At 59.8% G+C, this 24,011-nt stretch carries 16 protein-coding genes and 1 pseudogene; 8 read left to right on the forward strand and 9 right to left on the reverse strand.

The genetic code is table 11. The annotated features are described in order from the left end of the window. The first annotated feature begins 33 nt into the window (after positions 1-33). A complete protein-coding gene (gene rplL / locus ACVWZJ_RS01515) occupies positions 34-444 on the forward strand; it encodes a 50S ribosomal protein L7/L12 (RefSeq protein WP_414329114.1) in 411 nt (136 codons plus the stop codon). Positions 445-501: 57 nt separating this feature from the next. On the opposite strand, the pseudogene ACVWZJ_RS01520 reads toward rplL, so the two are convergent. Continuing rightward, positions 502-768 (reverse strand): annotated as a pseudogene (locus ACVWZJ_RS01520) (hypothetical protein); the annotation flags it as partial. A 72-nt stretch (positions 769-840) separates the two neighbouring features. Here ACVWZJ_RS01520 and ACVWZJ_RS01525 point away from each other — a divergent pair. Continuing rightward, complete coding sequence (locus ACVWZJ_RS01525) at positions 841-2,052, forward strand: RNA-guided endonuclease InsQ/TnpB family protein (protein WP_457394155.1); 1,212 nt, start codon at positions 841-843, stop codon at positions 2,050-2,052. Here the strand turns inward: ACVWZJ_RS01525 and ACVWZJ_RS01530 are convergent. After that, positions 2,032-2,877, reverse strand: coding sequence for a Rieske 2Fe-2S domain-containing protein (locus tag ACVWZJ_RS01530; RefSeq protein ID WP_457394158.1), 846 nt, complete (start codon positions 2,875-2,877; stop codon positions 2,032-2,034). The genes ACVWZJ_RS01525 and ACVWZJ_RS01530 overlap by 21 nt on opposite strands. Before the next feature lie 264 nt (positions 2,878-3,141). Between ACVWZJ_RS01530 and ACVWZJ_RS01535 the strand changes: the two genes are divergently transcribed. Next, complete coding sequence (locus tag ACVWZJ_RS01535; RefSeq protein WP_457394161.1) at positions 3,142-4,494, forward strand: TonB family protein; 1,353 nt, start codon at positions 3,142-3,144, stop codon at positions 4,492-4,494. Positions 4,495-4,563: 69 nt separating this feature from the next. Here ACVWZJ_RS01535 and rpsU read toward each other — a convergent pair whose 3' ends face one another. Then, entirely contained in the window at positions 4,564-4,749 is a 186-nt protein-coding gene (rpsU, locus tag ACVWZJ_RS01540; RefSeq protein WP_011432857.1) for a 30S ribosomal protein S21, read from the reverse strand. A 354-nt stretch (positions 4,750-5,103) separates the two neighbouring features. After that, positions 5,104-6,390 carry a trypsin-like serine protease gene (locus ACVWZJ_RS01545; protein ID WP_457394164.1) on the reverse strand — a complete coding sequence of 429 codons (1,287 nt, stop codon included), beginning with the start codon at positions 6,388-6,390 and terminating at the stop codon, positions 5,104-5,106. 194 nt (positions 6,391-6,584) lie between these two features. Between ACVWZJ_RS01545 and ACVWZJ_RS01550 the strand changes: the two genes are divergently transcribed. The 5 genes from ACVWZJ_RS01550 (at position 6,585) to ACVWZJ_RS01570 (ending at position 12,354) form a co-directional block, all read left to right on the forward strand. After that, positions 6,585-7,208, forward strand: coding sequence for a ParA family protein (locus ACVWZJ_RS01550; RefSeq protein WP_414355822.1), 624 nt, complete (start codon positions 6,585-6,587; stop codon positions 7,206-7,208). Further along, complete coding sequence (locus ACVWZJ_RS01555) at positions 7,205-7,498, forward strand: hypothetical protein (protein ID WP_011432860.1); 294 nt, start codon at positions 7,205-7,207, stop codon at positions 7,496-7,498. The genes ACVWZJ_RS01550 and ACVWZJ_RS01555 overlap by 4 nt, the downstream gene beginning before the upstream one ends. Positions 7,499-7,750: 252 nt before the next feature. Beyond that, complete coding sequence (locus ACVWZJ_RS01560) at positions 7,751-8,929, forward strand: 1-deoxy-D-xylulose-5-phosphate reductoisomerase (RefSeq protein ID WP_457394168.1); 1,179 nt, start codon at positions 7,751-7,753, stop codon at positions 8,927-8,929. Between the two features lie 59 nt (positions 8,930-8,988). Next, positions 8,989-10,758, forward strand: coding sequence for an ABC transporter ATP-binding protein (locus tag ACVWZJ_RS01565; RefSeq protein ID WP_457394171.1), 1,770 nt, complete (start codon positions 8,989-8,991; stop codon positions 10,756-10,758). A 60-nt stretch (positions 10,759-10,818) separates the two neighbouring features. Next, positions 10,819-12,354 (forward strand): UDP-N-acetylmuramoyl-L-alanyl-D-glutamate--2,6-diaminopimelate ligase, encoded by a 1,536-nt coding sequence (locus ACVWZJ_RS01570; RefSeq protein WP_457394174.1) that lies wholly within the window; start codon positions 10,819-10,821, stop codon positions 12,352-12,354. Here the strand turns inward: ACVWZJ_RS01570 and carA are convergent. The 5 genes from carA to hpsA form a co-directional block, all read right to left on the reverse strand. Beyond that, positions 12,343-13,536, reverse strand: coding sequence for a glutamine-hydrolyzing carbamoyl-phosphate synthase small subunit (carA, locus tag ACVWZJ_RS01575; protein ID WP_457394177.1), 1,194 nt, complete (start codon positions 13,534-13,536; stop codon positions 12,343-12,345). The genes ACVWZJ_RS01570 and carA overlap by 12 nt on opposite strands. Before the next feature lie 61 nt (positions 13,537-13,597). Continuing rightward, complete coding sequence (locus ACVWZJ_RS01580; RefSeq protein ID WP_011432865.1) at positions 13,598-14,461, reverse strand: pilus assembly FimT family protein; 864 nt, start codon at positions 14,459-14,461, stop codon at positions 13,598-13,600. A 40-nt stretch (positions 14,462-14,501) separates the two neighbouring features. Next, the gene (locus ACVWZJ_RS01585) at positions 14,502-15,614 is read right to left on the reverse strand and encodes a PulJ/GspJ family protein (RefSeq protein WP_457394180.1); all 1,113 of its coding nucleotides are present in this window, start codon (positions 15,612-15,614) and stop codon (positions 14,502-14,504) included. A gap of 50 nt (positions 15,615-15,664) precedes the next feature. Further along, on the reverse strand, positions 15,665-16,420 hold the full coding sequence (locus ACVWZJ_RS01590) for a prepilin-type N-terminal cleavage/methylation domain-containing protein (RefSeq protein WP_457394183.1): 756 nt from the start codon (positions 16,418-16,420) through the stop codon (positions 15,665-15,667). Positions 16,421-16,484: 64 nt separating this feature from the next. Continuing rightward, the gene (gene hpsA / locus ACVWZJ_RS01595) at positions 16,485-24,008 is read right to left on the reverse strand and encodes a hormogonium polysaccharide biosynthesis protein HpsA (protein WP_457394186.1); all 7,524 of its coding nucleotides are present in this window, start codon (positions 24,006-24,008) and stop codon (positions 16,485-16,487) included. Between the last annotated feature and the right edge of the window lie 3 nt (positions 24,009-24,011).

A 24,011-nucleotide genomic window follows, 5' to 3' on the forward strand; every position in this document is an offset into this window, starting at 1 on the left:
TATCGATTCTGTTACCCCCAAGGAGAAACCATCATGTCTTCAGAGCGCGTTGCAAAGATTTTGGAAGAGTTGAAAGCCTTGAGCTTGCTGGAAGCTTCCGAGCTGGTGAAAGCCATCGAGGAAACCTTTGGCGTCAGTGCAGCAGCCCCAGCCGGCGGTATGGTCATGGCAGCTCCTGTGGCAGCGGCGGCGGCAGCTCCGGCGGCAGCCCCTGAGCCGGTGGAAGAGCAAACTGCCTTTGATGTCATCCTCGAGGCTGTGCCAGCCGACAAGAAGATCGCCATCCTCAAGGTGGTGCGCGAGTTGACCGGCTTGGGTCTGAAGGATGCCAAAGATCTGGTCGAGGCGGCTCCCAAACCCGTCAAAGAAGGGGTTGCCAAAGAGGAAGCCAACGACATCAAGAAGAAGCTGGAAGAAGCCGGCGCTACCGTCAAGATCAAGTAGTTCAAGTTACGGGGAAAGCGCTTCTTTCTGGTCTAACGAGAAATCCAATCGAGACACTCAAACCCAAGAAGGGGGGCTGCTTCGGCCCCTCTTTTGGGTCTGCCCGACCATTGGCGTGAGTTCAGGATCCCTGCTCCGCCGCGCTTCCACCTCTCCGTGAGCTTTCAAGAGGGCAGCCAGCTTGCGACGCATGACGATGCTGGGTTTATCGGTAAACATGTGCTGCTCCGCCTTGATATCGAGGGGAACGTCATAGTCGGTGCTTTCCAGAACCCGTTGATCCTCAAGGGTCACCTGCCGATCGAAGGCGATGATACTCTCAGCTAGAAATCGCAGGAGCCCCGCACTGTACCCGTAGGGTCAGTGCCGAGAGGAATGCGAGGTTACAATAGAACTATGACCCAAGTCCTGACCGTATCCTGCAAGCTCAAGGCGTCCCCGTCGCAAGCCGCCAAATTGGACGCGACTTTGGAGGCTTTTGGCCAAGCCTTGAACTGGGTCAACCAAAACACACCCGAGAAAGTCGCCAACGCCGTTAAGCTCCAGTCTCTGTGCTACCGCGAAATCCGTGCCCGGTTCGGCTTGTCCAGTAACTTGGCTCAGCAGGTCTGCAGGCGGCTGGCCGGCGCCCGTAAAGTTGCCCAACAGAAAAACCGCCCCGTCAAAGCGTTCAAAGGGGGCTTCGCTACCTACGACGCTCGTATCTTTTCGTTCCGCGAGAAAGACTGGTCGGTGTCGCTGACCACGGTGGAGGGTCGGGAGCGCTTTGAGCTGGCGATTGGCCGCTACCAGAGAGAACGGCTGGCTGGTTCCAACCCCAAATCTGCCACCCTGGTCAAGCGTAAAGACGGCTCCTACTCCATTCAAATCTGTGTGGAAGCGGAGCCATCCCCGCCGCAACGCACGGGCAGAGTGCTGGGGGTGGACTTGGGGAGGACGGATATTGCCCATACGTCAGAGGGGGACAACTGGAATGGACAGCAGTTGAACAGAGTCCGAGACCACTACTCTCGATTGAGGGCGGCACTCCAACGCAAAGCCAGTAAGGGCACACGCAGTTCGCGGCGCAGATGCAGAGAACTGCTGCAACGGCTGTCTGGCAAGGAGAGACGTTTTCAGGCGTGGGTCAATCATCGCATCTCCAAAGCTATTGTCTCTAGGGCAAAAGCTACCAACAGCGCTATCGCCCTGGAAGACCTGACAGGGATCCGGAAAAGAGTCAATCAACAGCCGCGCAGCAAAGCCGAGCGGCGCAGGGCCAACAGTTGGGCGTTCTACCAACTACGCCAGTTTCTGGAATACAAGGCGAGGGTTGCAGGGGTTTCTCTGATTCCTGTGCCGCCTGCTTACACGTCGCAGACCTGTCACCGGTGCTTACACATCCACCCTGAGCAGGGCAAGTCCTACCGCAGTGGCAAGTCGTTCAAGTGTGGGCACTGTGGATGGGAAGGGGATGCGGATTTGAATGGTGCGAATGTGATTGCGCTCTTGGGGGCTGTCGTAAACCAGCCTAGAGGTTCGGGCCTGTTTTGTTCTCTGGTAGAGCAGAGCAGGCTCAGGGCTACTGAAAGCCCGCTCCGTACCGCTTTAGCGGTCGGAGTCGGGTAGTTTACCACTCACCTCTGCTTCTGAATCGTTGCGCAAACAGAATTGCACCACCTGCGAGGTTTGGTCGTCGATGGGGGTAGCCGCTGTGAAAATGATGTGGATGAGGCCGTTGGGGTAGGTGATTTTGAGCTTGCGACCAAAAGGCATAAACCAGGTGCCCTCCAGGATACGCACTGTGCGATCCTCTGACATCCGCAAGTTTTGCTTCTGCAAGTCACTGTTGAACACCGGCAAAACAGAGGTGGCCCGAAGGTCATATTCCAGTTCTTCAAGGCTGTCCAGATCTGGGGGTACAGGCTCGGAGATCACCCCAAAGCTCTGGTGATGGACGAAGTGGAGATGGGCATTGTCAAAGGAGTTTTCCATCAGGCGCAGGCCGGCGCATTTCCAGACCTCATAGAACTGATGAATTTGGCGAAACCGGGAATCCGCCACCTCTGGGATCTCGGGAATATCGGTCAAGGGATCCGCCAATGCCACCCAAACATAGCCATAGCGCTCTTGGCAGCGAAACCCCTCCACCTTGTAGGTAGGGGGGATGAAGTTGTCTGTAAGTTGGGGCACCTTCACACAGGTGCCGGAGCCGTCAAACTCCCAGCCGTGATAGGGGCAGCGGATGTGGCCATTGCAAACAACCCCTTTGGAAAGTTGGGCCGAGCGATGGCAGCAACGATCCAAGACGGCGCAAGGCTGCCCTGACTCATTGAGCCAAAGCACCAGAGGAGTCTTCAGCAGCGTGAAAGCTTGTGGGCCGGTTTCCAGGGCCGACATCGGGATCACGGGGTACCAAAACCGCCTCAGGACAGGTTGCTGGGTAACAAGCATAAACCCGCTCCACAAGCTCTAGTTCGGAGAATCATGAGCTGGCTTTTCGTGAGCCTAGGTGGCTCAAAGCACCGCCCCCCGTGAAAAAGATAGGCGTTGAAATGGCAGAAGTCCGTATAAGCCAACACAGCTTTGCCCTGCCACAGCGGTCGCGTTTGGACATCGACAACTCCCCCTCTATCCAGAGATGGGCTATTGATTGAGGGAAGTAGAAAAGTGTCAGTGGGCTTCTGTTGGCATGTGGCTGTGGGGAGAGGTGGAAAGGTGCAAAACGAATTGAACCCCAACCGAGATCTCCGTAACACAGGGATCCCGGCCCAACCTGCCGCAGAGCTCAGCTCTCTCGAACCAGAACCGGCTGCTGAGAGCCGGCCAAACCAACTGACGGATCCAGATCCTCGCCTCAGCCGTTCTCAACAAAAACGAGAGCAGGAACGCCGCTCCTTACCTTGGCGTCTGGGGCTGGCCAATGTGCTCTCGGCAGGGTTGCATTTCATCGCGATGAGCTGGGTGGGTTGGCAGCCTAGGATCCGGGAAGAGGAGGAGATCCTCCCCTTTCAGTGGGTGGAGGTGGCAGACGAGCCGCCCCCAGAGCCGCAGTGGATTGCGCCCGTCTCCGCCCGTGAGTCCGGTGTCTCTGAACCCTGGGACGATGTATCGGTGCGGCAGTCGCAAGTGCCCAGCCCAAGTGAAGAGGCCACTTCTGCGGCGGCACAGCCTTTGGTTGCCTCAGCCGCAGGGAGTCCTGTCCCTGGGATCCTCCCCCCATCCCCAAGGGAGCTTGAGATGCCCCAACCCAACCGCGACTCTGCCTCTCCTCAGCAGCAGCCAGAGGCCAGGTTAGAAAATCTATCAGCGGGTTTAGCAGCTCTGGAGCAGGCAGTTGCCGATCACAATTGGGCGGAGGCGCTACATCTGACGGAAGAATGGCTGGATCACTGGCCTCTGTCCTCTCCACAGCGCCAGCAACTGCAGGACTATCGTCGGCATCTGCAAAGCCTACTGGCTACCTCCTCGGCAGCAGCAGTGGAGACCAAATCGGCTCAGATCTCTCCTGCTCAATCCCTCAAGCCTCAACCCGAAAGAGCAGCAAGTTCTCCTGAGGTTTTGCCACAACCCTACCTGTCGGCTCCAGCGGATCCGCATCCAACTTTGCCCTCTCCAGAGCCGATCGCAGCCCCGTTGGAAGAGCCTTCTCCCACCTTGCCCCCGACTTTTCCTACCGGATCCCACAGCTCCAGCCTTGGTCGCACCAGTGGGATAGAGTCCTCGCGGGCAGGCCCACCCAGCCTCAATGCCGTCGCCGATCCGGATTGGGGAGACTACTTGGCTCAATTCCAAGAAAGGGTTCGCCAACACTGGATGGTACGGCGGGCATCCGGATCCTACGTAACAGTGGTGCAGGTGCGTCTGGATCGACAGGGATCCCTGCGGGAACTGCGCCTGCAAACCCCCTCAGAAGATCCCCTGTTGGATGCAGCCGTGCTCAGTGCCATCCAGCGCTCAGCCCCCTTTGCTCCTTTGCCCGAGAGCTATGTTGGCGAAGAACTGATGCTGGAAATCGACGTGCTGAGCGGATCCCTGCAGGCTGGCCCAACCCAGATTCCGAGAAACTAACGTCAGAACCTCAGGCAAGGCCACAAGCCCTGTTCAGAGGGGTTCAGATTTCCGAGTGTCGGCAGTAGCCTAGGCCATGGACTTGCGGCGGTTGCGCCGGACGGCCACCGCTTTGCGCTTGCGCTTTTCTAGGTTGGTTTCAAAGTGCCGATGGTTGCGCAAATCCCGCAAAATGCCCGCCTTAGAAACCTGGCGCTTGAAGCGGCGCAGCGCCGATTCGATCCCTTCGTTTTCGCCAATCGTCACTTGGGTCATAGGAAAGACATCTCCTCCGTCAATCAAATGGGTTTGGTTACAACAGGGATCCCTATCGTGACATACTCCCGACTCCGACTGCTGGCGGTACGGAGCGGGCTTCTCGCTTCATTGGGGAGCTAGTGCAAGAACCCTCCACGAGCAGACACGGGATGCCCCACCGCGTAGCTGTACCAGATTCCGGCAATGCCGTTTTGCACAGCCAGGTTGATTATAGAACAGGGGATGTCCGCCTTTCATTCCGACCCTCGTCCTACGGACAGAGGGCGGGGCTTCAAGGACTCCGTCCCGCTAGCGCGAACGGCGGCCTAGCTAAACGATCGCCACACCACTGCTTGCTGCCACAGTTCGTGTTCACTGCGCCCGGCTGCCAAAGTTGAGCCCCGCAACCACCTCACCTTCCCTCAAATTGACAACGAATGAAGCAGTTGTCCCGGTGGGGGGTGGAGGGGAGGGTGGTGCTGGAGTTGGGCTGGGGGCACTGCCGATTACCGATTGCACAAAACCGGCGAAGCTAGACACCCGCGTATACACCCCATAGAAATTGGGCTGGGCGCAGCCGATGCCAAAACTGGTGATTCCGGCCAGGGCAAAACCCGTGCCACTGGACACAATCAAAGGCCCACCGCTATCAGCCTGACACGTATCGACTCCTCCCTGGGGAAAGCCGGCGCAGAGCATAGTATCCAAAATGGTGCCATTGTAGGATTGGGGCGCGTTGCACACCGCATTGGAGACGATGGGAACGGTGGCCTGCTGCAAATCTCGGGGAAAGCCGCTGGGTTCTTGATCCAGGGCGCGGGGGAAGGTAGCTCCCCAGCCGAGGATGGTGGCGGCAGTGCCGGGGGCCGTCAGGTTGGTTTGGTTGGGCTGCACCAGCGGCAGGGTGGCCAAAGCTACTGGCCGAGAAAGGCGCACCAGGGCAATGTCGTTCCCCCCGAGTTTCCCCACCTGGGGGTTGTAGCCGGGGTTGAGGACAATTTGCGCGGCGCGAATGCGTTGACCGGCGCCGATTTGTAGGCGGTTGGTACCCAACAGCAGATCCAGATTTTGGGCACTCACTACCTGCTTGCCTTGTTCGTCGAAAAAACAATGGGCAGCGGTAACTACCCACTCCGGCGCGATCAGGGATCCGCCGCAAAACTGCGCTTGAAAAGGATCTGGCTCAGCCGCGTTCAGCAAGGCCACCATCCAGGGAAAGGCCCCTTCGGGAGCAGGTCTGCCGCCCACAATCCGCTCCAGCCCCAAGCCTGAGCGCGGCGTGGTGAACACTCGCCCTGGGGGCAAAAGGGCGGTGACGCGGTAGGTGCCAGGGGGCAAGTTGGAGAAGCGAAAGTTACCGCTGGCATCGCTGACGGTGCTGGGCTCCCCCGAGTCGAGGCGGCCATTGCCGTTTAAGTCCAAAAACGTGGTAATGCCCGGCAGCCCCGGCTCCCCCGGATCCCGCAGCCCATTGCCGTTGAGATCGTCGAAATGGGATCCCTCAATTCGTCCTGTGGGAGGGGCCGAGACTGGGGGAAGCAGGCGACTGGAACCGCCACCGCCACAGGCGCTCACACTCAAGGCCAGACTCAACCCCAGCAGAACAGACCAGGAGCGAGCCAAGCCAAGGGGGGAATGGGATCGCGAGAGATGAGGCATGGTCAGATTCTCCAAAGCCAGCCGGTTATGCCAGCCAAGGATATCCTACCGGCGAAGCCTAAGGATTGCGCAACCGGGAGAACTTCTCCCCGCGGCCGGCTCTCCCGAGTTGCCCCAAGACCCCAATGCCCACTTTTGCCTCTTGCCGCCCGTGCACCTGGGCAGTAAAACCAGGGTGGGAGGGTGTGTGGCAGATGAATATCGCGGTCTTGGGGTTCAAAGGGGGCGTGGGCAAAACCACCACGGCGGTACACCTGGCCCTCTACCTTCAGCAAAAACAAGGGGCAGCCCCTTTGGGTGGGTCGGGGATGGCCCTGTTGATCGACGCCGATCCCAATCGCTCGGCCTCTCGCTGGGCAGAACGGGGATCATCCTTTCCTATCAAGGTATTGGCCGGGGATCCCACCACTCCCACGCCCACAGGCTTTCAGCACACGGTGATTGACACCCCTGCCCGTCCCACCCCGGAACAGTTACACGCTCTGGCGCAGCGGTGTGATCTGCTGCTTTTGCCCTGTTCCCCGGATGCCTTGGCTCTAGATGCCTTGATGCTGACCGCCAAGGCCCTAGACCGGTTGGGGGCAAAGCACTACAAGGTCTTGCTGACGCTGGTTCCCCCCTGGCCCAACCGAGATGGAGCGGAGGCCCGCAACTTTCTCAAGCAAGTCGGGATTCCTCTCTGCCACCATTCCATTCGCCGCACGGTGGCTTTTCAACGGGCTGCTCTGGAGGGGGTCTGTGTTCACGAGATCCCAGAGCCGAGAGCCAAACAAGCTTGGTCAGACTACGTTGCTGTGGGGGAGGAAATCTCGTCATGAGCAAGTTTGAGCGCCTTCTCGACCGGCAGCCAGAGGGGATCCCGGCCCGACCCGCCCCGAAAAAGCTGAGCGCCCAAGCCTACAAGATTCCAGAACCCAAGCCGACCCTCGAGCAACCGGAAGCAGGCGCCAAGCCCAACAGCTCTGAGTACGTCAAATTGACGGCCTACATCCCCAAAGAGACTCACCGAGCCGTGAAGCGCATCCTGTTGGAATCGGATCAAGATCTTTCGGAGCTGATCGAGGCGCTGCTCAGCCAGTGGCTGCGTTCTCAGTCGGGAAAGGTTTGAAACCAAAATCTGGGGAAGGGGGGCATCGCGGACCCCACAGCCGCTCAGGGATCCCGCTGTCGGGGATCGGAGGGAGCCCACAGATTCCAGATCAGAACCAGATAAGAATAAGATGAAGGGGCGTGAGGCAGGGATCCCCGAACGCGAGGTGGGGCCGTTCGCAATAGCGGGACGGAGTCCTTGGGCAAGTTGCGCGAGGGGAAGTCTGCGTTGGGAGGACTTCACGCTCTTTCAGGGGTAAAGGGATCCTTTATGCAAGCCATCACCTTGCTCGGCTCCACCGGCTCGATTGGCACCCAAACTCTGGACTTGGTGGCCCAGTATCCGGAGCGTTTTCAGGTTGTTGGCCTGACCAGCTACAGCAACGTTGCCCTCTTGGCCGAGCAGGTGCGGCGGTTTCGGCCCCAGATGGTTGCCATTGGCCGGGAGGAGCTGCTGCCGGAGCTGCGGTCGCTGCTGACGGGGATCCGACCGCTGCCGGAGTTGGTGGCCGGAACGGAGGGGCTGTGTCAGGTGGCGGCTCACCCGGCGGCCCAGCGGGTGGTGACGGGGATCGTCGGCTGCGCCGGTTTATTGCCAACCCTGGCGGCCATCCGTGCCGGCAAAGACATTGCCCTGGCCAACAAAGAAACCCTGGTGGCAGGGGGGCCGGTGGTGCTGCCCCTGGTGCGCGAGTATGGGGTGAACCTGATCCCCGTCGATTCTGAGCATTCGGCCATTTTCCAATGTTTGCAGGGGGTGCCGGCGGGATCCCTGCGAAGAATCCTGTTGACTGCCTCGGGTGGCGCCTTTCGGGATTGGCCTGCCGAAAAATTGGATCAGGTCACCCTGGCCGATGCCCTCAAGCATCCCAATTGGGTGATGGGGCGCAAAATCACCATCGACTCGGCTACCCTAATGAACAAGGGCCTGGAGGTGATCGAGGCCCACTGGCTCTTCGGCCTGGACTACGACCACATCGACATCCTCATCCACCCGCAGAGCATTGTCCACTCCCTGATCGAGCTGGCCGATACCTCGGTTCTGGCCCAGTTGGGCTGGCCGGACATGCACCTGCCCATCCTCTACGGCCTCAGTTGGCCGGAACGCCTGGCCACCCCCTGGGATCCCCTCGATTTGGTCAAGCTGGGATCCCTCACCTTTAAGGCTCCGGATCACCGCAAGTATCCTTGCATGGAGTTGGCCTATGCCGCCGGGCGGAGGGGGGGGACGCTGCCGGCAGTGTTGAATGCAGCCAATGAAGTGGCGGTAGCCCTGTTCTTGCAGGAGCGCATCCGTTTTTTGGATATTCCCCGTCTCTTGGAGCGGGTTTGTGAGCGGCATCAAGTCATTGCCGATCCCAGCCTGGAGGACATTTTGCAGGCAGATGCCTGGGCACGGCGGGAAACGGCGCAACTGGCCCAGCAAGCCCCGGCTCAGGTTCTGGCCTGATCCCTACCGGGGGGATCCGGCTGAACGCTAGAGTGGAAGAGGATGCAGGGAGCAAGTGAGTGACCGGATCGGGATCCCATCTCCGACAGTTGGCCCATTATCTGCGCCCCTATCGACGACAGGTGGGGTTGGGCATTGGATCCCTGCTCCTGGTCAATGGCCTGGGGGTGTTCCTGCCCTGGTACGTCAAGCTGGTCATCGATGACCTGAGCCAGAACCTGGCCACTTTGTCGGCCCGGCGCATTGCCCTTTACGCCCTAACGGTGCTGGTCGTCTCCAGCCTGATGATGGGCATTCGCATTGCCTCGCGGGTGTGGATGTTTGGGGTGGGACGGCAGGTGGAGTTTCACCTCAAGCAAGCCATCTTCGAGCATTTGCTCACCCTGCAGCCTTCCTACTTTGCCCAGCAGACCATCGGGGACATTCTCACCTGCATCACCAGCGATGTGGAAAACATCCGCCGCCTGTTGGGGTTCGCCCTACTCAATTTGGCCAACACGATCTTTGCCTATGCCACCACCTTGCCCGCCATGTTTGGCATCGAGCCCCGTCTGAGCACCTTGGCGCTGTCGGTGTTTCCGGTGATGTTGGTGCTGGTGAAGTTGAGCAGCAACCGCCTGCAGCAGGAGCAGCTCCAGGTGCAGCAGGAGTTGGCGGATCTGAGCGATCTCATTCAAGAGGACCTGAACGGCATTGCCCTGATCAAGGTGTACAGCCAGGAACAGCACGAGCAGCGGGAGTTTCGCCGCCAGAACCAGCGGCTGCTGCAGGCCAATTTGCGCTTGGCCCTCACTCGCAACTTGCTTTTCCCTTCTTTGGTGGCGCTGGTCAGCCTCAGTTTGTTGCTACTGCTGGCGGTGGGGGGGCCGCAGATTGCGGCAGGGACGCTGACCATCGGGGATTTTTCGGCCCTCACCCTCTACGTGGAACGGTTGGTATTTCCCACCGCCCTGCTGGGCTTCACCATCACGGCCTACCAGCGGGGGCAGGTCAGCTTGGAGCGGATCGATGCTCTGTTGGGGGTAGAACCCACCATCCGAGACGCCCCAGGCGCTTTGCCGTTGTCTCTGGAGAGGGTGCAGGGTCGCCTCGAGGCCAGAGGTCTCGCGTTTGCCTTCGCCGGCCCTGCGGCAGCTCCGGCTCTAGAGGATTTGCACTTTTGCATAGAACCGGGCCAGATGGTGGCGGTGGTGGGGCCGATTGGGGCGGGCAAGTCCACTCTGGCCAATGCCCTTCTTCGGCTGCTGGAGATCCAGCCGGGGCAACTGTTTTTGGATGGGCAGGATATCACCCAGATTCAACTGGGATCCCTGCGCCGGGCCATTGCCTATGTGCCCCAGGAGAGCTTCCTGTTCAGCGCCACGGTCCGGGATAACATTCGCTACGGCAAGCCGGATGCCGAAGATTGGGAGGTGGAATGGGCTGCCAAAGCCGCCCACATCCACGCCGAGATCCTCAACTTTCCCAAGGGCTACGACACTCTGGTGGGAGAGCGGGGCATTACCCTCTCCGGTGGCCAGCGACAGCGGGTGGCCTTGGCTCGGGCTTTACTGGTGGATGCTCCCATCTTGATCCTGGATGACTCTCTCTCCAGCGTGGACAATCAGACGGCTCAGGCCATTCTTCGCCATCTGCGTCGGGTCACGGCCCAGAAAACGGTGATCTTCATCACCCATCGCCTTACGGCTGCGGTGGAGGCCGATCAGATTTGGGTGATGGACCAGGGCCGCCTTGTGCAGAAGGGATCCCATGCCGAATTGCTGGCGGACGAGAAGGGCCTCTACGCTTCTCTGTGGGCCAAGCAAAAGCTGGAGGAAGCCCTGGCCTAATTTGACGGCGGCAATCCCTGGCCGCTACCCTAACCGGCAAAGCTGTGGGGAGTGGCAACGATGGAAACTGCTGGGATCACTTTGTCCAAATTGCTCCACCAAGCTGGGATCCAGCCTCAATTGGCCCAGGGATCCCTGGAGGGGGTGCAGGTCTGGGGCCTCTGTGCCGACTCTCGCCAGGTACAGCCGGGGGATCTCTTCTTGGGGATGCCGGGATCCCGCGTGGATGGGGGTTGCTTCGTGGCCCAGGCCCTGGCGGCAGGGGCAGTGGCCGCCCTGATCTCCCAGGAGGCGTGGGAGAGCTTGTCTTCTCAGGAGTTGCTGTCGCAGCAGCCTATCCTGCTTATGCCGCGCGAGGCTCTCCCCAAGGCCGTGGCCCAGGTGGCGGCGGCTTTCTATGGTTTTCCCGCCCGTCAACTGACCTTGGTGGGGGTAACGGGCACCAACGGCAAAACCACCACCACCCATCTCATTGAACATTTGGTGCAGGCTGCCGGTCGCTCCACCGCTTTGCTGGGCACTCTGTACAACCGCTGGCCGGGCCACAGCGAAGTTGCTCCCCACACCACCCTTTTTCCGCCTGAACTGCAGCGCAGCCTCAGGGAAGCCCAGAGAGCCGGGGCGGAGGTGGCGGTGATGGAGGTGAGCTCCCATGCTCTCGCTCAAGATCGGGTGTGGGGATGTTCCTTTGCCGCTGCCGTCTGGACCAACCTTACCCAGGATCACCTGGATTTCCACGGCAGCATGGAGAACTACTGGCAGGCCAAAGCCACCCTCTTCCGACAGGAATATCTCCAAGGGCGGGCGGTGATCAACGCCGACGATGCCGGGGGACGGCGGCTTTTGCAGGCCATCCAACCCTCTTTGGATCCCTGGGCCTATTCTCTGCAGCCCCTGCAGGGGATCCCCGGCCTCTGGCCCAGCAACGTTCAATTGCACCCCAGCGGCTTACAGGCGACGCTCCACACCCCCTCTGGCGCCTTTGCCGTGGAGGCCCCCCTGGTGGGATCCTTCAACCTGGCCAACCTGCTGGCGGCGGTGGGGGTAGCCCTGCACTTGGGGATCCCTGTCGAGACCATCCAGTCGGCTCTGCCCCATTTTCCAGGGGTGCCGGGGCGGGTGGAGCGGGTGACCCTGCCGGGGCAGGATATCGCGGTGATTGTGGACTATGCCCACACCCCCGACGGGCTGGAAAACCTGCTCAAGGCCCTGCGCTCCCAGGTGCAAGGTCAGCTTATCTGTGTCTTTGGCTGTGGCGGGGATCGGGATCGGGGCAAACGACCGCAGATGGGCCGCATTGCCGCCACCTGGGCCGATCAGGTGATCGTTACCTCCGACAACCCCCGCACCGAAGATCCCCAGCAGATCCTACGGGATATTTTGGCCGGGATCCCTGGATCTCCCAGGGCGGTGGAGGTGGATCGGCGGCAGGCCATTCGCCTGGCCATCCTCGCAGCCCAGCCAGGGGATACGGTGGTCATTGCCGGTAAAGGCCACGAAGACTACCAGATCCTAGGCACTGAGAAGATTCACTTTGACGACCGGGAAGAAGCGCGCGAGGCCCTTGCTCTGCGTCTAGCCCACCTATCCCGCTAAACGGCGGTGCTGCAGCATTAGCTCCACAAACTCCCGGAAGAGGTGATCGGCGTCGTGGGGGCCGGGGCTGGCTTCCGGGTGATACTGCACAGAAAACAGGGGCAGGTGACGGTGGCGGATCCCGGCTACGGTGTGGTCATTCAAGTTGAGGTAGCTGATCGTGACCTCATCGGCAGGGATCGAGTCGGCATCCACCGCAAACCCGTGGTTTTGGCTGGTGATCTCCACTTGCTTGTCCAGCCCACAGGGATGGTTGAGGCCGCGGTGGCCAAACTTGAGCTTGTAGGTGGATCCCCCTAGGGCCAAACTGAGAATCTGATGGCCCAGGCAAATCCCAAATAGGGGCTTCCCGGTTTGCAGCAGCGCTTGCGTGGTGCGGATGGCAGTCGTCTCAGCGGCGGGATCCCCTGGCCCATTGGAGAGGAAGATCCCATCGGGGTTGTAACTCAAAATCTGCTCCGGGCTGGCATTGGCCGGCAACACCATGACGCGACAGCCATAGCGGGTAAGGCGGCGCAGAATGTTGCGCTTAACGCCGAAATCCAAGGCCACCACCCGCAGGGGCGGCTCCGGCACTGGGATCCCTTGGCTGCGCCCATAGTCCCAGTCGGCGGGGGTAGGTTCCAGCCACTCGTAGGGTTGAGGAGTAGTAACTTCCGCCACCAAGCTCAACCCCTGCATGGAAGGGGCCTGGCGCACCCGCTCCAACAAAACCTGGGGATCCAAAGTCTCCGTGGAAAGGGCCCCGTTCATCACCCCCTGGGAGCGCAGCCGCCGTGCCAAAGCCCGCGTATCTACCCCAGCAATGGCCGGGATCCCATGCTGTTGCAGATAGTGGGGAAGGGTGGAAGTAGCCCGCCAGGAGCTGGCCAAGCGCGATACATTGCGGGCAATCACCCCCGCGACTTGGGGCCGAGCCGATTCTTCGTCCAGCTCATTGACTCCGGTGTTTCCCAGCTCCGGACAGGTGAAGGTAACCATCTGCCCCCGGTAGCTAGGATCGGTGATCACCTCCTGGTAGCCGGTCATGCCCGTGTTAAACACCACCTCGCCCACCGCCGTGCCCGGCGCCCCAAAAGACCAACCGGCAAAGGAAGTGCCATCCGCCAGCACCAGCAAAGCAGGCTGACGAGTTTGCCAAGGGAAAGTTTTTTCCTGAGGGATCAGGGAAGGAGAAGCCATGCTCCACCCAAAAACATCGGCCTGACCATCCTACCCTCTTTCAAGAAGGTTGCAAGCCTGGCTAGTCTTCTGCATCTGTTCTACTTGCACAAGCCGGGTCGTTGTCCTTGCGGATGGTGCCTATCAAGGTGCTCACCACCACGCAGCGGTTTTCGCCCTGGGAGTAGGTGCTGCTAACTACAAAGCGACCCAGTTGACGGGCGCGGCCATCGGATTCAAAAACTGCCCCCCCGTTGGCGAAGGTGGGGGCGTTCTCTATAACCTCAACCTCCACTGACTGCATAACCTCCACTGACCGCTCTGGTATGGCAATTAAAGTTGACCGCTCTGGTATGGCAATTAAAGTGGATGTCACTTCATCAGGGCTGCTGACCACAAAGCGATCCAGTTGACGGGCGCGGCCATCGGATTCAAAAACTGGCCTCCCGTTGGCGAAGGTGGGGGCTTTCTCTATAACCTCAACCTCCACTGACCGCATAACCTCCACTGACCGCTCTGGTATGGCAATTAAAGTTGACCGCTCTGGTATGGCAATTAAAGTGGATGTCACTTCATCAGGGAAGATACTGTTGACGGTTACAAAATTATTCAGGCGCACCCGCTGACAGGGGGTGGGTTCATCGCAAAGGCCCTGCTCATCTTGAATAACCAGAGTCGGTACATTCGGCTCCGAATTGTCCACCCTCACCACCCAAGCTCGGCCCAAGAGAGAAGCCCTGGCATTGGTGCGGGCGGTGCGCAAAGCCCGCTCCACCTTGTTTTGCGCATCATCAAGCTGGATCCGCGCCCAGATATTGATCCCAGAGGGAACGGCTAGCGCGGCCAAGATGCCGATGATGACGGTGACCGCTAAGAGTTCTACCAGGGTAAAGCCCTTCATCTGGGCAGGTGCAATCCGTCTGAATCTGCTCGTCGAGGCCAACATAGGTAGGAATCCTCCTTCGGGGCAAGTCACATAGGCTTGACTAGGCTTGACGATTAAACACACCACGGGCCAACACCTGAGTTTGCATTGTCGTCAGATACCGCGACACCTGCTCCGCATCAACGCTGGTGGCATCTTGGATGTAGCGCCGGAACAGGCCGGGATTGGATCGCTCCATGGCAGTTGCCGTGATGGTAACAATCACATCTTGGGGAAGGCTGGCGGCGGCGCTGCGCCGGACGCAAACATGGAAGCCCACGTCGTTTTGATTGACCTCTAGGCCTGAGAAAGTGACTCCATTGGGCCTACCCCCTCCAAAGGCATAGCCCTGTGGGCAATTCGGCGCAACCTGCGGACTTCCCTGTCGGCTGCTGAAGATGTTGGAGACCAGAGTTACAAGACGAGGGCCTCGATTGCCTGCCGCGGCAATGGGTTCCTGGGGTGTCCCCCTCCGCTCGAGATCTTGAAGATCCTTCTCAGCGGGCCAGTCAAGGAAGCCTTGCCGATATGGATCGGGATCAACCCTGAAGAATGGGCTGCGCTCAATGCATGTATCATTGAAAGGTTGCAACTCAAACCTAGCAATGCGCGCATTGCCCTCCCAGGGGGTGCTGCCGTCTGGGTTACCGGCGTTGTTGTAGTTACGTTGCAAGTAGTACACAACCAAGGTATAGATGTTGCGGCGGCTGCGGATGTTATCCCAGTCAGCTTCGGAAATACCCGTAGGTCTCTCCTTCAAAGTTACTCGGCCTTCTCGAATTTGTTGCAAGGTCGGAGGGCCTTGATAGCAATCGCGTGGGATCGGATTCAGCTTCCAAAAAGCGACAACCGGAACGGCACCATTGGGGCGGCGAATCCAGCCGGGGGTGTAAAGCCTTTGGATGAGATCTGGCGTTCCGTCTCCGTTGGGCTGTTCCGCATCGTTGTAGATGTAAAGCGCCTCTGCCAGATCCTGCTGGATATACTGCATGGCCTGGGTCAGCTCTGCCTGCACCTGGGTGCGCCCTGTCTCTTCCCGATCCACCCGCATGGTTTCAATGACGATCATGCCCGTGGCCAACAGAAAGATCGAGGCTACCACCAGCGAGACCAAAAGCTCGGTGAGGGTAAACCCCGCACTCTTGTAAACCCTGTGGCGAAAAACCTTGAACATAGGAAAACACCACCTTTTTGTGAGCCTGCAGGAGGAGCTTACCCGTCGCTTCAAAGCGAGGTAGGGCTTGGGCTGGGCAGCGGGAAGGCATTGCAGTTGTTGGTCGGGATCCCACCCCTAGCTTGAACGTCGGCCAAAATGGCCCGGCAAACATCCCCCAAATTGGCGGCCAGGTTGACTTCCACAATCGAGCTGGCCATGGGAAAGAGCCACACATCGGCATTGGCCAAGTTCTGATTGGCGGAGACCGTCTCAGTGCGCAGGCCAGGAAGAGCTTGCCGAGTGGTTGGGTTGAAGGAAAAGCGGTGGTACACCCTCACCCCCAAAAAGAAGGAGCAGGGAACCCCTGAGATGACGGTGTTGTTGCGTCGGTCAATGCATTCCCCGCCCCTATCCCGAAAGGTTTGGATGACATAGGTTTCGGGGTTTCGCCCCGGCAACCGCACTTCGGCCAGGCGAATGGAGTAGTTGGGGCCGGGGTTGTCCATATCAGCAGGAGGCGGGGTATTGGCCAAGGGGCTTGCTCCAATCCTGGGCAGACGAGCCAACTGAGCCGGGTTCTGGAAAGCAGCTGGGTTGGCGGCCAGTTCCAGGTCAACCAGAGTGCGAATGCGATCCACCTCAGCCCGGGCCAGTTGATTGGCCACTTCTATCCGCTCCGTCATGGCCCGCCGGTAGGCGATCAGGGTGAGAGCAGGAGCAAGAGCGGCCATAGCCAAAGCCACAATGACCACCGAGGCCAAGACCTCAATGAGCGTGAAGCCTTCTGCTTCCAATTGCTGCCGCAAAAGCCGCCACTTTTTCATATCCCCTCCAGCGCTCGCCCAGATCTGCCTACCTTGAATCTACCCCTGGCATGGGAAGTCAATATCAGTTGAATTCGTTGCAGCCTCCAATCCGAGCAGCCGCCTGCAGGGGCACATCTGGCTGAGCTTGCAGCCCGCAGCGCAGCCGCCGCACATACGGATCCTGAGGATCCAACTCCCGCAAGAACTCAGTGCGGGCATTGGAGGGGAATTGGAAGCGAGCCGACACCGCGCTGGGACGACGGGCAATTTGCAGGCCCACATCGTAGCCGAAGCGGCGATTGGGCGGGAAGTAGTAGTCGAAGCCGCGCGTGAGGGCCGAGCCCGTAACCAAGTTGGGCGGCTCAAAGCTCTGCTGCAGGAAGGGGCCGGTGGCATAGGTGCTGTAGTTGAGCTGGATCATCGAGCCGCTGAAGAAGAGGTTGGTATTTCTCCACAGCTCGTTGAGACGCAGGAAGTTGTGCATGCCGCCGGCAGTTTGGTCTAGCCGCGAGGGCAGGGTGCCGCTGATGGCAGTGGCATTCACCCGCGTTTCCCTGGCCGGCTGCAGCTGCCGGTTTTGGCTGCCATCGTCGTTGCGGCGGCGCTGGTTCACATCGGTTGAGGCCAGCTCCTGGAAGCGGGGAATGGGAATGGGCCGACGGGTCACCTCATCTAGGATCACCCCCAGCACCGGGTTTTCGCCGGCAAAGCCAGTGGGAGCCTTGTTCAGGTCCAGGGTGAACGGCTCCACATCCACCCAAGCAAAAGCGGCGGTATCGCTGGGGAAATCGCTGTCGGTCATTGTGGAACCGTTGCGATCAATCTGGATTTGAACCCTCTTGGTGCCCGAGTCGGAGCCCACCCTGACGTAGAAGCACAAGCCATTGCGGATATCTTCGCTCCCCTTGGTGTCAATGTAGTAACCGCCAAGATAGTTGGAGCTTGGGGAGTAGTTCTGAGTGTCACCTTCGTTTACCCAAGCATAGGGGTTCAACGCCATCTGGGGCTGAACCAGCAGTTTATTGGGATTGGCAGGATCCTTCTCCGCAAACAGCGGATCCCGATCCAGTACAACATCCCAAGGCTCGTTGGAGTCGCGAACGCGGTTGTCGTTTTTGTCCCAGAAGTTCAGTTGGCCGTCTCCGTTCCAGTCTTTGATGCGCAACGTGCTGGGGCGGCTGTCACCGGTGTAGGCGGTGTACTTGAAGGTGGTGTTGAAGTTGGGGCGAAACACTCCGGGCACCCAGAAGCCGCCTTTGGAATCTGGGCCTTCCTCCTCCGAGGGGCAGCCCACCGTCAGATCTTCCCTAAGTAATTTGCGCCTCAGCGCTCGGGCCCAGAGGTCGGTTCCCTCGGTTCCCTTTGTAAACGGGTCTTCTAGAGCCTCTCCCTTGATAGCCGGGCGGATGCCGGGCTCGCGGTTGGGTTGAGAAACGATCTCGGAGAGAACGCCACCTCTCACCAAGCCCTCGCGGGCAGCATAGGCCGGTTCGCCAAACATCCAATTGAAGGCCGCCTGCAGAGCCTCGGCAGGGTTGGGCCACTTGGGTGGCTTGGGCACCCCGGCTTTCACCTCCAGCACCGGGGAAAGCTGCGGCTGCAGAGCAATGGTTACGCCCTCGGCAGGAGCCGCAGCCACCGTATTCACGCTGATGGTCTCCGGCTCCGGATCGGCCTCGACTGCCTGAATGGGGCGCAGCTCCACCGTGTTGGGCTTGGCCGCCATCCACTCGCCCAAGGGGCTCTTGGAGGGCGTTTCTGGGGCAAAGGTGCTGGGCCCGCAGGGACGCCCTCGACAGGTCAAACTTTGGGTCTTCGTTGCATTGGGCGAGCAGGTGGGGCTGCTGGTGCTGTCGATGAGGGTGCCCGTCTGGGTTTGGGTAAAGGTTTTGGTTGTGCCGCAGGCGATCTGGTTGATGACCTCATCGCAACTGGCCGGTGACCAAGGGCCCCAGTTGTAGTTGCAGGTCTGCGGGCAAGTAACCGTTTGGGATTGCGTCTCGGTGTAGCTGGTTCCGCAAGCTGCCACTGTGCAGGTGCGGCTGCGAGTTTGGGTGACTTTGGTTCCGCCGTTGGCCACCGTACACTTAGGAGTCCATTCAGACCAAGCACCGCAGCTAGCACCTGGAGGCTGGCAGGTGATGGTTTGGCGTTCAGTTTCGACAAAGGGGCTTTGGCTGGTACAGAGCGGCGTTACTGTGCGGCTGCGGGTTTGGGTAATGGTGGTTTTGTTGCACTGCTGCTGCTGGGTACACTGAGGCATCCAGTCCGACCATTTCCCGTAGTTGTACTGAGGGTAGCAGGTGATCGTCCGAGTTTCCGACGGCGGAGTGCCAGGGCAACCGGCAGGCAAGGTGGCAGTTCTGGTTTGTTTAATAGTGGTTTGCTGACAGATGTTGGTTTTACATGCAGGAGTCCAGTCTGTCCAGATGGGATCGCAATTGAGGGGTTCTGCGCAGTACTGCTGGTTGGGTGCCAGAGGTTTAGTCTGATCCGGCTGGCAAGGTTGGTTGACCGGCTTCAGCGGCTTCAGGTAGCGAAGGTCGTAGTTTTCCAGCGGCTGCCCGTCTCCCTGGGTTGTAAAGCGGACGGAGGCATTGCCCATGTTCTCGTAGGTTTGGATCTCCACCAGGTAGGGAGAAGGCCGAGTGTAGTCGGTAACGCACTGCAGCTCCAGCCGGAAACTCACGTGGTTATTGCCGCCATCCCACCAGGCTTCGACACCGACAGCCTCATCCTCCGACAGCTCTTCTAGACGAGTGCCCGCATTGAGATAGAAGCCTCTAAAAGCTGGCTCTTCCTCATCTGGGTTAGGAGTGTAGTTGGGGTTTCTGCGGATGATGAGTCGGCCCCCATCGTCGGTGTTGAGGTTGTAGGTGGCAACACCCGGCCAACGGGGATACAGCTCCCCTACCCAGCGCACCACGAAAAAGTCGTTGCCCCAGTTGTTGCCACTTCCCCATGACCCCTCTCTGCGCCGCCAGCAGGAGCGCCAGAAGCCTATGTTGCCCCTGTCTATGTCTGGAGCATCAGCGGGAAGTTGAGGCGGATCCATATCCGGCTCACTGCATCTTGGCATCCACAAAAAGTCAGCCTTGGGAAGAGGAAGAGTGTGTTGAGTATTCGGAGGAAGAGTGGGTTGAGTATTCCACAAAGGCCAGCCGTCCCAGCCAAAGGGCCAGAGGAAGGGGGAGTTGGTGCTCGGATAATTCTGGTTGGCAAACAGGTAGTAGAACCCACCCCAAACCGGCAGATTGGTACCGCTGACCCAGCGGGCAAAACTATCTGGCTGCCAGCCGGAAACCTGGCCATCTTTATCTGTTTCCAAAGCGTCCCGAATGCAGGCCCACCACCGTGAGGCTCGCTCGTCGTATGGAGTGTTCCAATCACCTGAGGGATCGCACTTTGGTCCTCCCTGGTCTTCTTCTCTCATGAAGGATTCATTTGGAACGCCAAGCCTCCAATGCTGAACAGGATAGGTTGGATCCGGCCAGCGCACCGCCCGCAGGTAGGGCAGGTTAGCATCTGGAGCCCTCAGAAGCTCAGAGACTTCAACGCCGGTGTCCCCAAACCCTGTGTCGCGGTTGTACTGGTTCTGCGGGCTGGTTATCCAGCCGTTGTAGTACTCGGCCAACAGGCCACCGCCTCCTTCCATTTCAGGCGGTCGGCAAGGCTGTAGGGAAGCTATCAGCAGCCAGCGGGAGGTGTCCAGCACCGGGTTGCCCAAAGCCGAAATGCGGGTGCCAAAGTTGGCATAGCCCGCATCGGGTGCGCGCAAGAGCCGCACTTCTGGCACGCCAAGCCCTGCTGTCCTGTCAGCGTTATTTGAGCTCGGGTCGGCACTGTCGCGGCGGGCAAAGATGGTGTCGCGGGCGAAGACCTCCGGCCAGCCTGGCCGCCGCACGTGGTTGCCCAAATTCTGCGCCCCGTTGGTGTTGTCGAAGCGGAGGACACCAGCACCAGGTTTGTTGGGATCCGGAGCCGGCCAGTTGTTGCCTCGGATCACCAGCGCTTGGTTGAGGAAGGAGGTGTTGGCTCCTAGGTTTGGCCCGCTGCAGCCGTAGTGTTCGTTGCGGCGAGGAGCAGAGGCCCGCGCTGGGCTACCCTGGTAGTTACGATCGGCTACAAAACTAGTGCCACCGCCGTTGAGCGTAGCATCCTGCACAAAGCCGTCGTCGATGCTGCCATCGCAGAAATCGGCAGAGAGGATGTTCACCGAGTCGCCCAACACGTCGCTAGGCCGCCAGAGATCCTGCGCCGCCCGGGCAAAGCGCCGATCTTCATTGGCCCGCAGCCGCCCGTAGAAGTTGCTGTAGAGGCCGTCTGCTCCGAAATTGAGGAGAGTTGTGAACTCCTCCAGCCGCTGCCCGTTCCTCGTCCGGTGCAGGTTAAAGTCCCCCTGGATATAGACGGGGTTGTCGGAAACGAAGGAGAGGCCAAAAATCGCGTCATCAGGGTTGAACCCGCCGCGGGCCAGCACCGCCCCGTTGCGCAGCCGGAAGCCGTAGGGCCGCCGATCCGGATCGGCATAGTAGTCCACCGGTTTGGGGCTGAGTCCACCCGGATTGGAAACAGGGGGATCCCAGACCGTTTGGCCGTTGGCCGTGCCGCGACCTGGCTGACCGGCGTTCATAATACCGGCGCTGCCCAAGTCACCGCGGGCATTTCCGTTGCGCCAGTTGGTCAGGTAAGTGCTAAAGGTGCCCAAGGGTGGGCGGGCAATGGCATCTTCCCGCACGGCATCTTCCCGGAAGGCGTAGAAAATCCCCCCTTCTCGGTTCTCGCCAATGCCGGCAGGCAGCCAAGTGTCTCCGTTAATCAACCCCCTGGCCTGTCCGTTGACGTTGTTGGTCAGCAGGGCCAGGTCGATGTTGAGGGCCCGCACCGCCATCGCCTCGCGGCCATCGTAGAAGACGGAATCTTTAAAGGGCACGCGATGACACTGGTTACCATTACCAACCCGAATCAGCTCAAACTGGTTGCTGTTGGGGCCAGCAGTGTTATTGGGGCAGTTGGCAGTGGCACGGGGCAAAGTCCACTGGTCAATGGTGGCCCGGGGCCTCAGCCTCATGGATTCCAGATCCACCACGGCTTGATAGGTTACTGGCCCCTGTAGGAAGGGGTAGGCCTGCCTCCGCTCATCTTCAAGGGGATCGTTGGGGTTGGGGGGCACGCTGTGGTGGAAGGTCTGCAGAGGGAAAATGTAGCGCAGCGGCAGATAAAACCGGTTGGCTGCCTCTCGGTTCCCAGCTCGGCTGGCTTGGATGTCATCCCGGAGGATTTCGGCTATGGGATTGCTGGCAGTGGCAGCCGCCTCAATGCGCAGGATGTTGTCGGCCAGCATGCCCAACATGCAGCCTGCCGTTTGCAGGGTGGTTTGGTCGGCCAGGCTCAATTGGTCAACAGAGGTGCCTCGGTTGACGATATCAATAACCCGCCGCAGCTCGGAGAAGTTGCCAAAAGCCGTAATAAACGGATCCGGGTGAATGCGGCCCGCCTCTTGACGCGGCGGATAGGCCCCATCGGGATCGCCGGCAAAATTGGCCAGGTTGGTGAGGGCCGTCCACAAAGGAGTGCCAGGCCGCAGTTGCTCCCGCATCGGCTCGGGGTCATACTCCCAAACGTTGGTGCCCTCTCCAGTAAAGAAGTTGATGCCCAGTTGAGTGCGCTGGTCGCCGGTGGGGAAAGTAGAAGCCCGCTGCAAGCTCCAGGGAGAGCCGGGGTGGGCTACCGTGGCCAGGCAAGCAATGGGGAAGCGCCCATCTCGGTGGCTGTAGTGGTAAACGGCAGTGGCCTGCACCGCCGCCGGGTTATCCCGCAGCGTCAGGCGTTGCCGCGCCTCGTTGCTGATGAAAATGGCCTGTAACTTGGTGGGGTCCTCGGGATCCCCGGGCGGCACCAAAGGCAAAGGCAAAGAATCGGTGCGGGTTAGCTCCAGCCGCTGCCCAACAATTACCCGCAAGCCCTCCACACGGGCCCGCCGCTCCCAATAGCCATCCAAGCCCACCTCGGAAAGGGCGCCTGGGGGTGGGTTGTCCTCGGTCAAAGACTCATTCTGGTTGTTCCTGGCATCAGCAGGAATCGGGCTACCGGCACTGACACCAAACCTCTGAGCAAAGGTGTCCACATCGCAGCCCCTTTCCTGGTTAGGTTCGACCGGTGGACGGTCATAGCTGGCCTTGGGGCCAAAGCGGTTGTCGGCCCGATACACATCGTCCACGTAGGGGGGGCAGGTCTGGTCGGACCGAAAGCCGCCAGCTTTAATCCGGCCGGCGTCAGGGTTCTCCCTCTTTCTGAGAGGAGAAGCTGCCCATCCTGCTGCATCTTGGGCGTAGGCTCCGCGGGTGCGAATGCGGCCAAAAAGCTGTAGCTCCAGCGGATCCAGAGCTACCATCTCAGGAGCTGCGTCGTTTTGAACCGAATCGAAATTGAGGTTATTCAGGCGGGGAAGCGGCACACTTGGCGGTACATTCGCCGCCCCAGGGTGGGCATCAAAGATCAATGTATCGCTCGCCTCCTGTCCGGCGAAGCCAATGGCCCCTGCCACCAGCTCTCCATAGGCTGTAATTTCCGAGTTTTCCGGCGGCGTGTAGAAGCAAGACTGCTCCGAGCTGATGGTGAAAGCCCGGAACAAGTTGTTGGCAGTGTTCCGGAAGAAAAGGCTACCGCCTGCGTAGATAGCACCGTTCCAGTTGTAGCCAGGAGTAAAGAAAAACTCCACGTCGCCGCGGTTGAAAATTCCCCACTTGTTCAGCAGATCCCGCCGCCGATCTTGCTGAAACTGCAGAGCCGAAACGGCGCGGGTGGTGGAGTCGGCCCCCTCAATGGGAAGAGTAACTGCATAGACCTGAAAGGGCTTTTGCAAAGATGAGCCCACCTGGAACCAGTCCCCCACGTTGGGGTTGACCGTCTGTTCAGCCGGAGAATCGGTACACCCCGCCAAGGCCGAACCCTGCAGTGGCCCACCGCGGATCACCAGTCGCCGCGCCCGCTCAGTATCGGAAATGTTTTCCTCAAAGTCCTGGAGGTTCCTTTGCCCCGTAACCGGCGCTCGGCGGTTGTACAGAATGGTGTAGGCGGTAACGGAGTCGTCGATCCCGTTGTTGTCGGTATCCACCAAGAACCACCAGACTGGGGCTTGCCGCTGCACTTCAATTCTCCGGCTCGGATTCTGGGGATCCGGAACAAGGGCGTTGTAGTTCAGCAAAAAGCGCCGCTCATCGGGAAGGGTATAGGGATCCGAGGGCTCTGCAGGCACCAATGCGCCATCGTTGGTCAGGGCAGAGGTAAATTGGGCATCGGTGGGGTTGCTTGCGGGCAGGCGGCGATCCCGAATCAGGTTGTCGATCTTGGCCCTGGCCCGGTCGATGGCAGCATTCAGTTGCCGGCTGATGGTCAGCTCCGCCCGTTCCACCTGGGTTTGGATGGTGCGCTGAGTGGAGCGGGTCAGCAGCCCCACCGTCACCAAGCTCAAGACCAGCACGATCAAAATGGCAACCGGCAGGACAAAGCCCCGCTCTCGAATCTTGCGCTGATCCACCCGTGCTTTCAAAGAGGCGAGCAAGCGCAGGGTGAGCTTGAGCAGCAGCGTGGAAGGAGCAGACATACC

Source organism: Thermostichus sp. OS-CIW-29 (assembly GCF_054058195.1).

Excerpts from the sequence above, each read along its gene's own strand:
- rplL (WP_414329114.1), top strand. The coding sequence starts at position 34 with ATGTCTTCAGAGCGCGTTGCAAAGATTTTGGAAGAGTTGAAAGCCTTG.
- ACVWZJ_RS01525 (WP_457394155.1), top strand. The coding sequence starts at position 841 with ATGACCCAAGTCCTGACCGTATCCTGCAAGCTCAAGGCGTCCCCGTCG.
- ACVWZJ_RS01530 (WP_457394158.1), bottom strand. The coding sequence starts at position 2,877 with ATGCTTGTTACCCAGCAACCTGTCCTGAGGCGGTTTTGGTACCCCGTG.
- rpsU (WP_011432857.1), bottom strand. The coding sequence starts at position 4,749 with ATGACCCAAGTGACGATTGGCGAAAACGAAGGGATCGAATCGGCGCTG.
- ACVWZJ_RS01545 (WP_457394164.1), bottom strand. The coding sequence starts at position 6,390 with ATGCCTCATCTCTCGCGATCCCATTCCCCCCTTGGCTTGGCTCGCTCC.
- ACVWZJ_RS01550 (WP_414355822.1), top strand. The coding sequence starts at position 6,585 with ATGAATATCGCGGTCTTGGGGTTCAAAGGGGGCGTGGGCAAAACCACC.
- ACVWZJ_RS01555 (WP_011432860.1), top strand. The coding sequence starts at position 7,205 with ATGAGCAAGTTTGAGCGCCTTCTCGACCGGCAGCCAGAGGGGATCCCG.
- ACVWZJ_RS01560 (WP_457394168.1), top strand. The coding sequence starts at position 7,751 with ATGCAAGCCATCACCTTGCTCGGCTCCACCGGCTCGATTGGCACCCAA.
- ACVWZJ_RS01570 (WP_457394174.1), top strand. The coding sequence starts at position 10,819 with ATGGAAACTGCTGGGATCACTTTGTCCAAATTGCTCCACCAAGCTGGG.
- carA (WP_457394177.1), bottom strand. The coding sequence starts at position 13,536 with ATGGCTTCTCCTTCCCTGATCCCTCAGGAAAAAACTTTCCCTTGGCAA.
- ACVWZJ_RS01580 (WP_011432865.1), bottom strand. The coding sequence starts at position 14,461 with ATGTTGGCCTCGACGAGCAGATTCAGACGGATTGCACCTGCCCAGATG.
- ACVWZJ_RS01585 (WP_457394180.1), bottom strand. The coding sequence starts at position 15,614 with ATGTTCAAGGTTTTTCGCCACAGGGTTTACAAGAGTGCGGGGTTTACC.
- ACVWZJ_RS01590 (WP_457394183.1), bottom strand. The coding sequence starts at position 16,420 with ATGAAAAAGTGGCGGCTTTTGCGGCAGCAATTGGAAGCAGAAGGCTTC.
- hpsA (WP_457394186.1), bottom strand. The coding sequence starts at position 24,008 with ATGTCTGCTCCTTCCACGCTGCTGCTCAAGCTCACCCTGCGCTTGCTC.